This is a genomic window from Curtobacterium sp. VKM Ac-2861, from assembly GCF_013204965.1.
Taxonomy (GTDB): Bacteria; Actinomycetota; Actinomycetes; order Actinomycetales; family Microbacteriaceae; genus Curtobacterium.
The window spans coordinates 494,546-508,163 of the sequence record NZ_JABMLA010000003.1; the positions used below are offsets into that span (position 1 = coordinate 494,546).

A 13,618-nucleotide genomic window follows, 5' to 3' on the forward strand; every position below is an offset into this window, starting at 1 on the left:
GACTGTGCACGGGTCTGTTGTGCACAGGTGCCTGCGCGCGGTCGCTGACCACCGATAGCCTGGTCGCATGAGCGCCGACGCCCCGACCTACCGCCTGCCCGACGCCGGAGCGGTCATCAACGACCTGCCGAAGGTCTCGCTGCACGACCACCTCGACGGCGGCCTGCGCCCCGCGACGATCGTCGAGCTTGCCGGTGCCGCGGGCGTCACGCTGCCGACCACCGACCCGTCCGAGCTCGGGCAGTGGTTCGCCGACCAGTCGAACTCGGGCTCGCTCGTCGAGTACCTGAAGACGTTCGACGTCACCATCTCGGTCATGCAGACGGCTCCGCAGCTGCACCGCGTCGCGAAGGAGTTCGTCGAGGACCTGGTCGCCGACGGCGTCGTGTACGGCGAGGTCCGCTGGGCGCCGGAGCAGCACCTGCAGGGCGGCCTGACCCTCGACGAGACGGTCGAGGCCGTCCAGGCCGGCATCGAGGAAGCGGTCGACGCCGCTGGCGGCAGCATCCGGGTCGGCCAGCTCGTCACCGCGATGCGCCACGCCGACCGCTCGCTCGAGATCGCCGAGCTCGCCGTCCGGCACCGTGACAACGGGGTCGTCGGCTTCGACATCGCCGGTGCCGAAGCCGGGTTCCCGGCGTCGAACCACCGTGCCGCGTTCGACCACCTCGCATCCGAGCTGTTCCCCGTCACCGTCCACGCGGGCGAAGCCGACGGACTCGCCTCGATCCGGTCCGCGCTCGTCGACGGCCGCGCGCTGCGCCTCGGGCACGGCGTCCGGATCTTCGAGGACGTCACCCTCTCCGACGCCGGTGACGGCTCGACGCTGGCCTCCCTCGGCGAGGTCGCATCGTGGGTCCGCGACCGCGAGATCCCGCTCGAGGTCTCGCCGTCCTCCAACCTGCAGACCGGTGCGATCGCGGCCTGGGGGGACGACCTCGCCGACCACCCCTTCGACGTGCTCTACCAGCTCGGCTTCCGGGTCACGGTGAACACCGACAACCGCCTGATGAGCGGGACGTCGCTGTCGAAGGAGCTCGCACTGCTCGCCGGCACGTTCGGCTACGACCTCGACGACCTGGCGGCGTTCCAGATCAACGCGGCGCTCGGTTCCTTCCTGCCGCTCGAGGACCGCGAGGAGATCATCGCGACCATCACCTCCGGGTACTCGGAGGCCTGACGCATGGGACTGCCGCCGCTGCCGGACGCCGCCGTCCTCCTCGGGGCCACCGCGCCCACCTGGCGTGACGCGATGCGCCTGGCCGGCGGCGCGCTCGTCGCGTCCGGAGCCGCGACCGACGAGTACACGGACGCCATGATCGGCATGGTCGAGGAACACGGGCCGTACATCGTGATCTCCCCGGGTCTGGCGTTCGCGCACGCCCGACCAGGTGGCGCAGTCCTGCGCGACGGGCTCGCCGTGGTGACCCTCGAGACACCGGTCGCGTTCGGCCACCCGCACAACGACCCGGTCCGCGTGGTCCTGGGGCTCGCGGTCGCCGGGGTCGGCACGCACCTCGAGTCCATCGGCGAGATCGCGAACCTGTTCAACGACCAGGCCGTCACGGGGCGGATCGCCGACGCGACGACGGCGGACGAGGTCCGCACGATCATGGGGGTGTCCGCGTGAAGATCGTGACCATCTGCGGCGCGGGCATCGGCTCGAGCGGCATCCTGAAGGTGAACGCCGAGAAGGCGTTGTCCGCCCTCGGCCTGCAGGCATCGGTCGTCGCAGCCGACGTGGCCTCGGTGCGCGACGTGTCCGACGACGCCAACGTGATCCTCACCAGCCAGGAGTTCGTCGAGGCGATCGGCGACACCTACGCCGAGGTCATCGTGATCCGGAACCACTTCGACCAGGGCGAGATCACGGCGGCGGTGGACCGGGCGCTCGGCGAGCACTGAGGCGGGTGCGGCGGCGGCCGCTGTGGCGGGTGCGGCGGCGGCCGCTGCGGCGGGCGTCGGCCCTTTAGAGTTGGGGCATGAGCACCGAGAACCCGCTGAACGACCCCGCTGCCGACCCGTTCGAGGTCGCGCGGGATGCCGCCGCCGTCATCGCCGCGAAGTCCGGCATCGAGCGGCACGACATCGCCCTGACCCTCGGCTCGGGCTGGGGCAAGGCCGCCGACATCATCGGTGAGACCGTGTCCGAGATCCCGGCGGACCAGGTCGCCGGGTTCAGCGCCTCGGCCGTGCCCGGACACTCCGGCACCATCCGGTCGATCCGCCTCGCCGACGGCCGCCACGCGCTCGTCATCGGCGCACGCACGCACTACTACGAGGGCCACGGCATCCGCCGGGTCGTGCACAGCGTCCGCACCGCCGCGGCCACGGGCGCCACGGTCATGGTGTTGACGAACGGTGCCGGTGGCATCAAGGAGCACTGGACGCCCGGCACGCCCGTGCTCATCAGCGACCACATCAACCTGACCGCCGACAGCCCGCTCGAGGGGGCGACGTTCATCGACCTCACCGACCTGTACTCGTCCCGGCTGCGGGACGTGGCGCGGTCGGTCGACCCGTCCCTGGACGAGGGCGTCTACACGCAGTTCCGCGGCCCGCACTACGAGACCCCGGCAGAGGTCCAGATGGCCAAGGCCATCGGTGGACACATCGTCGGCATGTCAACTGCACTCGAGGCCATCGCCGCCCGACAGGCCGGCATGGAGGTCCTCGGGTTCTCGCTCATCACGAACCTCGCCGCCGGCATCCAGAAGACGCCGCTGTCGCACACCGAGGTGCTCGAGGCCGGCAAGCAGGCCGAGCCCGTGATCGCGGACCTGCTCGCCCGCGTGGTGACCGCCCTCGGGCAGCCGGCGTCGTGAAGATCGACCTCGACCACGTGCTCGGGACCGCTCGGTCCTGGCTCGCGCAGGACCCGGATCCGCAGACCCGCGACGAGCTGACCGCCGCGATCGACGCCGCCTCCGACGGCTCCGGTCCGGCTGTGCAGGCCCTGGCCGCGCGGTTCGGCGGCCGGCTGCAGTTCGGTACTGCCGGACTCCGCGCCGAGCTCGGCTACGGCCCGCTCCGCATGAACCGGGTCGTCGTGTCGCAGGCCGCTGCCGGTCTCGCACGCTTCCTGATCGACACGGGCCGGTCGCGCAGCGTCGTGATCGGCTACGACGGCCGGGTGAACTCCGACGTCTTCGCGCGCGACTCAGCCGAGGTCATGCGCGGCCTCGGGCTCGAGGTCACGCTGCTGCCGGTCGCCCTGCCCACGCCGGTGCTCGCGTTCGCCGTGCGGCACCTCGACGTCGGCGCCGGGGTGATGGTCACCGCGAGCCACAACCCGCCCCGCGACAACGGGTACAAGGTCTACCTCGGACAGGACGACGACGGGTCGCAGATCGTGCCGCCGGTCGACGGCCGAATCGCGGACGCCATCGACGCCGTCGCGGCGGGGTCGATCACGGACCTGCCCCGGGGCACCGACTACACCGTCGCGTCGTCCGCGCTGCTCGATGCCTACGTGGCCGCGACGGCCGCCATCGTGCCAGCCCCGACCCTGGCGCCGCAGGAGCAGCCGGCGGTCGTGTACACGGCGATGCACGGTGTCGGGTGGGAGACCGCACGCGCGGTGTTCGCCGCCGCCGGGTTCGCGTCGCCCGCGGTCGTGCCGGAGCAGATCGAGCCGGACGGTGCGTTCCCGACCGTGTCGTTCCCGAACCCCGAGGAACCCGGCGCGATGGACCTGGCGATCGCCCGCGGGCTCGCCGTCGGCGCTGACCTCGTCATCGCGAACGACCCCGACGCCGACCGGCTCGCGCTCGCGATCCCGGCGGTCTCCGACTCCGGGGACCCGACCTACCGCCGCCTGTCCGGCAACGAGGTCGGGTGGCTGCTCGGGTGGCAGGCTGCCGTCCGTGCGTCGGAGACCGGCGCCACGGGCACCCTCGCAGCGTCGATCGTCTCGTCGCCGGCGCTGGCCCGCGTCGCCGCCCGCCACGGCCTGGAGTACCGCGACACCCTGACCGGCTTCAAGTGGGTCTCTCGGGTCCCCGGGCTCCTCTTCGGGTACGAAGAAGCGCTCGGCTACCTGGTGGACCCGTCGGTCGTGCGCGACAAGGACGGCATCTCGGCGGCACTGTCGCTGCTGTCGTTGGCGTCGGACCTGGCCGCTGCCGGATCGTCGATCGCCGGGCAGCTCGACGCCTTCGCTGCCGAGTTCGGGGCGTTTGCGTCGGGGCAGGTCGCGACCCGCGTTGACGACCTGTCCCGCATCGGCGAGATCATGGCCTCGCTGCGGTCTGCGCCGCCGTCGTCGCTCGGCGGCCTGGACGTCCGCACAGTGACGGACTACGTCGACGGGGTGGAGGGCTTCCCGCCGTCGGACATCCTCCGCTACGACCTGACCGGTGACGCGCGGGTGATCGTCCGCCCGAGCGGCACCGAGCCCAAGGTCAAGGTCTACATCGACACCGTCGCCGAGACCCCCGCCGAGGCCCAGCGCCTCGTCGACGCCCTCGCGGCGTCCGTCCGCCCCTTGGTCTCGTAGCGCCGCCGCCCGCCGCCCCGGGGCCTGCGCACAACCAAAGTGCCCTCGAACCGCTTGAAAGCGCGGCTCGAGAGCACTTTGGTCGTGCGAGGCTGAACGATGCCGCCCTCCTCCCGAGCGCCTCCGGGCCGTCCGCTCTCCACAGGCAGACCGCGCGACCGAATGCGCCGCGCACAGACGCGGGATCCTGCCGGGATGACACGACTCACGATCATCCGCGGTGGCTCGGCCGACACGAGCGGCCGAACGGGACGGGCTCAGCGCTCGGCGGCAGACGCCGGTCAGTTGGTCCGCCTGGTCCCCGGCCGGTTCGTCGATGCGGACGACTGGCGTCGGGCGACTCCAGGCGAGCGCAACATCGCCCGCATCAAGGCGGTGCACGACGGGATCGCCGACCGGCTCGTCGTCTCGCACGCTTCGGCAGCCGCGCTGCACGGATTGCCGTGGAAGGGCGAGTTCCCGGACGTGGTCGAGGTGATCGATCCACTCCGCGCGACCTCGCAGGCGCTGACCCACGTGCGGAAGCGCCCTGGCAGGGGACGACGACTGCGCACGCAGACCATGGTCGCGAACGGCCGGCGACTCACCGACCTGGTCAGCACCGTCGTCGACGTGGCGATCTCGCACGAGCTCCGGATCGCGGTGCCCGCTCTCGACGTGGCGCTGCAGTGCGGTGTGTCGAAGCGTGCGATCCGTGACGAACTGGCGAGTCGGAGCGCGGTGCACGGTCGACACCGGGCGGGTGTTGCGATCGACCTCGCGGACGCCGACAGTGGTTCGGCTGGTGAATCCGTCGCCAGGGTCGCGCTCGACGAGGTCGCGACCGGTGCTCCAGCAGGAGTTCCGCGACGGCGCCGGTCTGATCGGACGTGTGGACTTCTGGTTCCCGGAGCACGGCGTGGTCCTCGAGTTCGACGGTCGATCGAAGTACGTGGATCCGGCGCTCCGGGCAGCGGGCCGGTCGTCGGCCGACGTCGTCGTGGCGGAGAAGCGTCGGGAGGACCGTCTCCGACGACATCCGGATGTCCGCGCGGTCGGCAGGTTCGGGGCGCGTGAGACGAACGACGCCGAGTCCCTGCGTGCAGTGTTGCGCGCGACAGGGCTCCCGATGGTGTCCCGCTCGTACCACCACGTCCGATGAACAGCCGCGCCAGAACTGTCTGCACAACCAAAGTCACCTCGAACCGTGCGATTACCCGGTTCGAGGTGACTTTGGTTGTGCGCAGCGGACGTGCGCCGGACGAACGGCCCGGGGAGGGAACCCCGCCGCGCGCCTACGCCAGCTCGAGCAGCACGTGACCGGACGAGACCGTCTGGCCGACCGGGGCGTTCAGCCCGGTGACGACGCCGTCCTTGTGGGCCTGCACGGGCTGCTCCATCTTCATGGCCTCGAGCACGACGAGCAGGTCGCCCTTCACCACGGTGTCACCCTCGGCGACCGCGAGCTTCACGACGGTCGCCTGCATCGGCGACGCGACGGACCCGCCGGACTTCGCGATGCCGCCCTTGACCGCCGACGAGCGGCGCTTCGGGGGAGCGGAGGGACCGGCCGGACGACGACCGGCGACACCGGCGGCGGCACCGCCACCGACGATCGACGGCATGGTGACCTCGATGCGCTTGCCCTGCACCTCGACGACGACCGAGTCGCGCGAAGCCGGCGCCGGCAGTTCTTCCGGAGAACCGCTCCACGCCGGGATCTCGTTGACGAAGTCGGTCTCGATCCACTGCGTGTACACGGAGAACGGCGAGGAGTCGTCCGTCGCGAACGCCGGGTCCGACACGACCGCACGGTGGAAGGGGAGCACGGTCGGCAGGCCGGTGACCTCGAACTCGGCCAGTGCACGACGCGAGCGCTCCAACGCCTCGGCGCGGGTGGCACCGGTGACGATGAGCTTCGCGAGCATGGAGTCGAACGAACCGGACACGACGTCGCCGCTCACGACGCCGGAGTCGACGCGGACGCCGGGGCCGGACGGCGCGTTGAACGCGTGCACGGGGCCGGGCGCGGGGAAGAAGTTGCGGCCCGGGTCCTCGCCGTTGATGCGGAACTCGAACGAGTGCCCGCGGGGGGTCGGGTCGGAGTAGTCGAGCACGCCGCCCTCGGCGATGCGGAACTGCTCGCGCACCAGGTCGATGCCGGTGACCTCTTCGGACACGCAGTGCTCGACCTGCAGTCGGGTGTTGACCTCGAGGAACGACACCGTGCCGTCGGCGCCGATCAGGAACTCGCACGTGCCGGCACCGACGTAGCCGACCTCGCGCAGGATCGCCTTCGACGACTCGTACAGTCGCTCCTGCTGCGCGTCCGTCAGGTACGGCGCGGGTGCTTCCTCGACGAGCTTCTGGTGCCGGCGCTGCAGCGAGCAGTCACGCGTCGACACGACGACGACGTTGCCGTGCTCGTCCGCCAGGCACTGGGTCTCGACGTGGCGCGGCTTGTCGAGGTACTTCTCGACGAAGCACTCGCCCCGACCGAACGCCGCGATGGCTTCACGCGTCGCCGACTCGAACTGCGAGGCGACCTCGTCGCGCGTCCGTGCGACCTTCAGGCCACGGCCACCGCCGCCGAAGGCCGCCTTGATGGCGACCGGCAGGCCGACCTCGTCGGCGAACGCGATGACCTCGGAGGCGTCCTTGACGGGCTCGATGGTGCCGGGCGCGAGCGGCGCGCCGACCTTCTCGGCCACGTGGCGCGCGGAGACCTTGTCACCGAGGCGCTCGATCGAGTCCGGCGACGGGCCGATCCAGGTCAGTCCGGCGTCGATGACGGCACGGGCGAAGTCGGCGTTCTCGGCAAGGAACCCGTAGCCCGGGTGCACGGCGTCTGCGCCGGACCGTCGGGCGACCGAGATGATCTTGTCGATGACGAGGTAGGTGTCGGCGCTCGTGGTGCCGTTCAGCGCGTAGGCCTCGTCGGCGAGGCGGGCGTGCAGGGCGTCACGGTCCTGGTCGGCGTAGACGGCGACCGATGCCTTGCCTGCGTCGCGGGCCGCGCGGATGATGCGGACGGCGATCTCGCCGCGGTTCGCGATGAGGACCTTGCTGATACGGGGCATGAGACATCAGCGTATTCGTGCAACGGGAGCACGAATTGACTGGCACCCACAAAGAACCGTGCCGAACAAGTGGGGATGTCTACAGTGACCAGAACTCGTGCCAGCGGACGCCGAAGCCGCGGAGCAGCATCGACCGCAGCACCGGCAGGGACAGCCCGACCACGGCCGACGGTGCCCCGTCGATGCGCGAGATGTACGCCGCCGCCCGCCCGTCGATGGTGAACGCCCCCGCGACCTCGAGCGGCTCGCCCGTCGCCACGTACGCGTCGATCTCCTCGGCGGACAGGTCGTCGGCGAACGTCAGCACGGCGCTGTCCACGGCGACCACGCGGTCGCCACCGGCGGCCAGGGCCGACCCGCCGGGCGCGACGTCCCCCAGCTCCGGCACGCCGGCAGGAGACGTCACCAGGCTGCGGACGGGAGGCGCGGGGCGGGCCGCATCCGGGCCTCCCGTCCGTCCCGTGGCCGGGTCCAGGTCGCGGCGCCGGTCGTCGCGTCGTCGATTGATCACGCAGTGTCCACTCCACAGCGTCCCGCCGCCGGCGGCGAGCATCTGCCGCCAGCGCTCCCGGGCCACCGACGGGTCGTGCGGCTTGCCGTACAGGCGCCCGTCGACCTCGAACGCGGAGTCGCCGCCGAACACGAAGCCGTCGACCGGCGACCCGGCGACGTCGGCGTCCGCGACGGCCGACGCCTTGGCGACGGCCAGCAGCGACACGAGCTCCGGGCCGGTCAGGTCACGGCCGAGCGCGGCGGCGGCAGCGGACGCCGCGGCGTCCTCGTCGACCCCGGGCGACACGAGCACGGGCTCGATCCCGGACTGGGCGAGGAGTGCTCGGCGGGCGGGGGATGTACTCGCGAGGTACAGACGCATGGGACCATCGAACCATGGGTGAATCCGTCGGAACGCTGCTCGAACTCGACGTCACCGGGATCGCCCACGGCGGCATCTCGGTGGCACGGCACGAAGGCCGGGTGGTCTTCGTCACGGACGCGATCCCCGGGGAGCGCGTCGTCGCCCGGGTGACCGAGGACCGGAAGAAGTCGTTCTGGCGCGCCGACACCGTCAGTGTCGTCGCCCCGAGCGAGCACCGCGTCGACCACGTCTGGGCCGAGGCCGCGCTCGACCGCGACCCCGAGACGCGCCCGGGCGGTGCCGAGTTCGGCCACATCGCCCTCGCACACCAGCGCACGCTGAAGCACGACGTGCTCGTCGACTCGTTCTCGCGGTTCGCGCACACGGACCTGGCATCGGTGCTCGGCTCGGACGTCGTCGTCGAGGCCGCACCCGGTGACGACGCCGCGAACGGCCTCGGCTGGCGCACCCGGGTCCGGCTGCACGTCGACGAGCACGGCACCGCCGGCCCGTTCGCCGCGCGCTCGCACTCCGTCATCCCCGTCACCAGCCTGCCGCTCGCGAACGACGCCGTGCAGGAGAGCGCGCCGCTCGGCCGTGGCGTGATGCCCGGCTCGTCGGTCATCGACGTGCTGGCACCGAGCGGCTCCGAGGGGGCGCGCCTCGTCATCGACGAGCAGAAGCCCACCGTGGTGACCGAGGTCGTGGGGGAGCGCACCTTCGCGGTGGACGACAACGGCTTCTGGCAGGTGCACCGTGCCGCGGCGTCGGTGCTCACCGAGGCCGTGCAGGACCTGGTCGACCGCGACCGACTCGACCCCGAGGGCACCCACCTGGACCTGTACGGCGGCGTCGGCCTGCTCGCCGCCGCACTCGGCGACCTCGTCGGGCCGAAGGCGCGCCTCACGAGCGTCGAGAGCGCCGCACGCGCGACCGAGCACGCGCAGGAGAACCTCGCCGAGTGGCTCGGCGCGCGCGCCGAGACCGGCCGGGTCGACCGCTGGCTCGCGAACACGGTGGCGAACGCCTCGCGCGCCGAGCAGGACCGGTTCCGCGCCGGCACGATCGTCCTCGACCCGCCGCGCGCCGGTGCCGGTCGTCAGGTCGTCGAGCAGATCGCGGCCCTGCACCCGTCGCAGGTCGTCTACGTCGCCTGTGACCCGGTCGCGCTCGCCCGCGACGTCGCGACGTTCGCCGACCTGGGGTACAAGCTCGAGGCGCTGCGGGCGTTCGACCTGTTCCCGCACACCCACCACATGGAGGCCGTGGCGCGCCTGACGCCCGCGCGCTGACGGGCAACCGGGCGGTTTCGTCCGCGTGGCGCGTCCGGTTTCCCCGGACCTGAGTCCAGCCTGGGTATCCTGGGCGCTGATGGCGATCCGGTTTCAGGGGCCGGGGACGCACATCGGAACGAGAGGCCACAGTGGGAGCAGGAACGACAACCGCAGCCGAGACGTCGGGCACGGCCACCAGGCCGGTCCGGGTCGCGATCGTGGACGACCACGAGTCCGTGCGACTCGGGATCCAGGCGGCGTGCCAGAACGAGGGCTTCGAGGTGGTGCTCACCGCCGCGAGCGTGCCCGAGTACGTCCAGAACCTCGACGGGCGTGAGGTCGACGTCGTCGTCCTCGACCTGTCCCTCGGTGACGGCTCGACCGTGACCGAGAACGTCAAGGGTGTGCAAGGGACCGGCTCCGCCGTGCTCGTGCACTCCATCGCGGACCGCGTCGCCAACGTCCGTGAGGCACTCGCAGCAGGGGCTGCCGGTGTCATCCCGAAGTCGTCCGCCACGAAGACCGTGATGGCAGCGGTCGCCACCGTCGCGCGTGGTGACGTGCTGAACAACCTCGAGTGGGCGAGCGCCATCGACGCCGACCGCGACTTCGCGAAGGCCCAGCTCGGCCGGCGCGAGCGCGAGATCCTGCACCTGTACGCCTCGGGCCTGCCGCTCAAGCTGGCGGCGCAGCAGCTCGGCATCGGGTACTCGACGGCTCGTGAGTACCTCGACCGCATCCGCGTGAAGTACGTCGAGGTCGGTCGCCCGGCCCCGACGAAGGTCGACCTCCTGCGGCGGGCGGTCGAGGACGGCATCCTCCCCGGTCTCGACTCGGGCATCGACCCCGACGGTGACGGTCGCTGAACACGATGGCGAGCGCGGCTGAGCCGGCGTCGCGCCGGGGGAGCGGCCCGGGGACCGGTCGGGGGACCGGTCGGTGGTTCGGCCGCGGGTCGGGCGGCGCTGGTGCGGCGTCTGGCCATGCCGGCCGCGTCCCAGCAGGCTCGGGTCGTGCTCCCGGTGGCGACCCGGTCAGCTTCGGGGACGGCGCGCCGTTCGGTGCCGACCCGTCGCGCAGCGTCCGCGCGTCGATCACGCAGGCGTCGGTGGAGCGTGCCTTCGCGATCCTGCTGGCGATGACCGCGGTCGGCCTCGGCATCGTCGACACCCCGGCGGTCCTCGCCCAGTTGCCGTACCTCGACCCGTTCTGGGGCCCGGTCGTCGCGATCGCGCTCGGGGCGTCGTTCGTCCTGGTCGGGGTCTCGGCGTTCGTGCCGCGGGTGGCGCAGTTCGCGCAGATCCTCTGCGCCCTGCTCTTCCTGGTCGCGTTGACCACGTGGCCGCTCACGGTGCAGGACTCGATCCCGTCCACGCAGCAGCCGTGGCCGTGGTGGTTCTGCACCGTCGGCTCGACCGCGGCGGCCATGGGCTTCGCCACCTGGCGGGCCACGATCTACACCGCACTGGTGCCGGCGATCTACGTCGTCCTCCGGCTCACCCCGGTCGGCGGCGACGCCGGGCTCGTCCGTGCGCTGCTCGACGGCGTCTACACGGCGCTGCTCAGCGGTGCGGTGCTCGTCATCGCCGTGGTCCTGCGCCGTGCTGCTTCGTCGGTCGACACGGCGCAGTCGACCGCGGTCCGCCGGTACTCGCTCGCCATCCGCGAGCACGCGGTCGAGGTGGAGCGCGTGCAGGTCGACGCGATCGTGCACGACAGTGTGCTGACGACGCTGCTCTCTGCCGCACGGGCCGACACGCTCGAGGCGAAGACCCTCGCCGCCCGCATGGCACGGAACGCCATCGACCACCTCGAGGCCGCAGCGGCCGACGGCCCGGACGACGACACCCCGGTCACGCTCGCCGACCTCCGCACCCGCATCGGCGAGGCGATCGGTGCCCTCGCGGCGCCCGTCCGGCTGGTCCCTGCCCCGTCCGGGTCGGTCCGGCTGCCGGCGTCGGTCGCCGACGCCCTCGCGTCAGCAGCGCTGCAGGCGGCCGTCAACAGCGTCCAGCACGCCGGTGGGCCCGACGTCGCCCGGTGGGTCCGCGTCGAGCAGCACGACGACGGCGTGCACATCGAGGTCGGTGACGACGGTCGCGGGTTCGACGTCGCGACGATCCCGTCCGAACGACTCGGGGTGCGGCGGTCGATCATCGAGCGCGTCGCCTCCGTCGACGGCCGTGCCGAGGTGCACACTGCCCCGGGCGAGGGCACGCGCATCGAACTGACCTGGTCGCCCGTGACGCCCACGATGACGGGAGCCGCAGCGTGAAGGTCTCCCTGCCCGCGAGCATCGCGCTCGGCCTGGCGTCGCTGTTCTCCGTCTACCACCTGGTCCTCGCCGTCGCGTCGCTGCAGCGCGTGCACGACGTCGGCCCGGTGATCGCCTGCATGGTCCTCTACGCCGCGGCCACCGGCACCGCGCTGTTCGTGCCCGGCAAGGTCCTGCCGGTCTGGACGGCGTGCTTCTCACTCGCCACCGCGATCATGATGCCGCTCGTCGCGGCGCCGGTCGTCGACCTGGCGAAGGGCCCGGGGTCCGCCACGTGGTGGATCGCCGCCGTCGGCACCCTGATGGTCGTGCTCGTCGTGCGGGGACGCGGCCCGTTCGCCTGGGCCGGGGTCCTGTTCCTCGCCGTGTACACGGTCGCCTGGGCCGGTCTCGATGCGCTCGGCACACTCGGGGTGCTCGGCAGCGTGGCCTGGGTCGCGATCGCCACGGTGTTCGCCATCGCCATGAACCGCGCCATCCGGAACACCCGCGAGCTCATGCGCGCTGAACAGGAGACCGCCGACTGGCAGGCTGCGCAGGACGCCCACGTCTTCGAGCGGCAGTTCCGCCTGAGCCAGACCACGCGGATGGCCCTGCCGATGCTGCAGCGGATCATCGACTTGTGCGGTGACCTCGACGACGCGGACCGGGCCGAGTGCCTGCACCTCGAGCAGGCCATCCGCGACGAGATCCGCGGCCGCTCCCTGCTGTCCGAGGACGTCCGCGACGAGGTCATGCGCCTGCGCCGCCGGGGTGCGACGGTGCAGCTGCACGACGACGGCGGTCTCGACGAGCTCGAGGTCGACGACGTCCGCCGCATCCACGCCCGCATCGCCGAGGCGCTCCGCCAGGCCCGCGAGGCCGACAACGTCATCGTCCGCACCGTCAGCGAGGGGTCCGACTCCGCGGTGACGGTCGTCGGGCTCAAGCTCGACACGGCCGCGAGCGAGTCCGCCGCCCTCGGAGCGGGCATGGAGGACGACGACGGCGACGAGGACGACTCCGTGGCCCTCTGGCTCGAGATCCCGCGGCACGAGCCCGCCTGAGGCGCGCTGCGCCTGCCCGCGCGTGGTCGTGTGCTGCGTCGCGCGCGGCGAGACGGAAGCGACACCCTCGATGTCGTACGACATCGAGGGTGTCGCTCGTGCGCGCGCGCGACTGTTGTGTCCGCGTGCGGACGACTACGTCGACGTCGTACGACGTCGACGACGTCGTTCCGGGTCCGCGGGACGCGCGCGCGGCGGTGGACAGGACACGTGCCGGCCGGGAGGCCCGTGGCGGCGCCGCCACGGGCCTCCCGGCCGCACCGTGGTCGCGCCGGGCTGGCGCCGACGGCTGACGCGACAACACGGACGTCGTACGACGGCGGGGGTGTCGCTCGTGCGCGCGTGCAACTGTTGCAGGCGCCGGGGGACGACACTGTGGACGCCGCACGACGTCGAGGATGTCGTTCCGCATCGACGACGGCCGGCGCGAACGCCCCCGGAAACGGGGAACGGGCCGGTCGTATCCGACCGGCCCGTTCACGACCCGAGGCTGAGCGACAACCCGAATGTCGCCCTGCCTCGCAGCGGGCGGTGGCGTCGTACCCTAGTCGGCCACCGACCTGCGATGTTCTTCGTTGAAGGACACCGAACACCAGTAACTATGCCAACC

General features: G+C 72.1%; 12 protein-coding genes. 10 read left to right on the forward strand and 2 right to left on the reverse strand.

The window, feature by feature from the left end; genetic code table 11:
• The first annotated feature begins 67 nt into the window (after positions 1 to 67).
• From HQQ88_RS10390 to HQQ88_RS10415, 6 genes are all read left to right on the forward strand, one after another.
• Positions 68 to 1,180: an adenosine deaminase gene (locus tag HQQ88_RS10390; RefSeq protein ID WP_132100099.1), complete on the forward strand. Its 1,113-nt coding sequence runs from the start codon at positions 68 to 70 to the stop codon at positions 1,178 to 1,180.
• A 3-nt stretch (positions 1,181 to 1,183) separates the two neighbouring features.
• Complete coding sequence (locus tag HQQ88_RS10395; RefSeq protein ID WP_123938688.1) at positions 1,184 to 1,630, forward strand: PTS sugar transporter subunit IIA; 447 nt, start codon at positions 1,184 to 1,186, stop codon at positions 1,628 to 1,630.
• Positions 1,627 to 1,905, forward strand: coding sequence for a PTS sugar transporter subunit IIB (locus HQQ88_RS10400; protein ID WP_123292189.1), 279 nt, complete (start codon positions 1,627 to 1,629; stop codon positions 1,903 to 1,905). The genes HQQ88_RS10395 and HQQ88_RS10400 overlap by 4 nt, the downstream gene beginning before the upstream one ends.
• 77 nt (positions 1,906 to 1,982) lie before the next feature.
• Entirely contained in the window at positions 1,983 to 2,825 is an 843-nt protein-coding gene (locus HQQ88_RS10405; RefSeq protein WP_173169380.1) for a purine-nucleoside phosphorylase, read from the forward strand.
• On the forward strand, positions 2,822 to 4,498 hold the full coding sequence (locus HQQ88_RS10410; protein ID WP_173169381.1) for a phospho-sugar mutase: 1,677 nt from the start codon (positions 2,822 to 2,824) through the stop codon (positions 4,496 to 4,498). Before HQQ88_RS10405 ends, HQQ88_RS10410 begins: the two co-directional genes overlap by 4 nt.
• Before the next feature lie 826 nt (positions 4,499 to 5,324).
• Positions 5,325 to 5,639, forward strand: a complete 315-nt coding sequence (locus HQQ88_RS10415; RefSeq protein WP_173169382.1) for a hypothetical protein — start codon at positions 5,325 to 5,327, stop codon at positions 5,637 to 5,639.
• Positions 5,640 to 5,772: 133 nt separating this feature from the next.
• Here HQQ88_RS10415 and HQQ88_RS10420 read toward each other — a convergent pair whose 3' ends face one another.
• Positions 5,773 to 7,557, reverse strand: a complete 1,785-nt coding sequence (locus HQQ88_RS10420) for a biotin carboxylase N-terminal domain-containing protein (protein WP_111086611.1) — start codon at positions 7,555 to 7,557, stop codon at positions 5,773 to 5,775.
• A 79-nt stretch (positions 7,558 to 7,636) separates the two neighbouring features.
• Positions 7,637 to 8,431 carry a Maf family protein gene (locus HQQ88_RS10425; protein ID WP_173169383.1) on the reverse strand — a complete coding sequence of 265 codons (795 nt, stop codon included), beginning with the start codon at positions 8,429 to 8,431 and terminating at the stop codon, positions 7,637 to 7,639.
• Positions 8,432 to 8,445: 14 nt separating this feature from the next.
• Between HQQ88_RS10425 and HQQ88_RS10430 the strand changes: the two genes are divergently transcribed.
• From HQQ88_RS10430 to HQQ88_RS10445, 4 genes are all read left to right on the forward strand, one after another.
• A complete protein-coding gene (locus HQQ88_RS10430; protein WP_173169384.1) occupies positions 8,446 to 9,705 on the forward strand; it encodes a TRAM domain-containing protein in 1,260 nt (419 codons plus the stop codon).
• A 131-nt stretch (positions 9,706 to 9,836) separates the two neighbouring features.
• A complete protein-coding gene (locus HQQ88_RS10435) occupies positions 9,837 to 10,553 on the forward strand; it encodes a response regulator transcription factor (protein ID WP_111086608.1) in 717 nt (238 codons plus the stop codon).
• A 242-nt stretch (positions 10,554 to 10,795) separates the two neighbouring features.
• Complete coding sequence (locus HQQ88_RS10440; protein WP_173169385.1) at positions 10,796 to 11,962, forward strand: sensor histidine kinase; 1,167 nt, start codon at positions 10,796 to 10,798, stop codon at positions 11,960 to 11,962.
• Complete coding sequence (locus tag HQQ88_RS10445; protein WP_173169386.1) at positions 11,959 to 13,008, forward strand: hypothetical protein; 1,050 nt, start codon at positions 11,959 to 11,961, stop codon at positions 13,006 to 13,008. The genes HQQ88_RS10440 and HQQ88_RS10445 overlap by 4 nt, the downstream gene beginning before the upstream one ends.
• Positions 13,009 to 13,618: the final 610 nt, after the last annotated feature.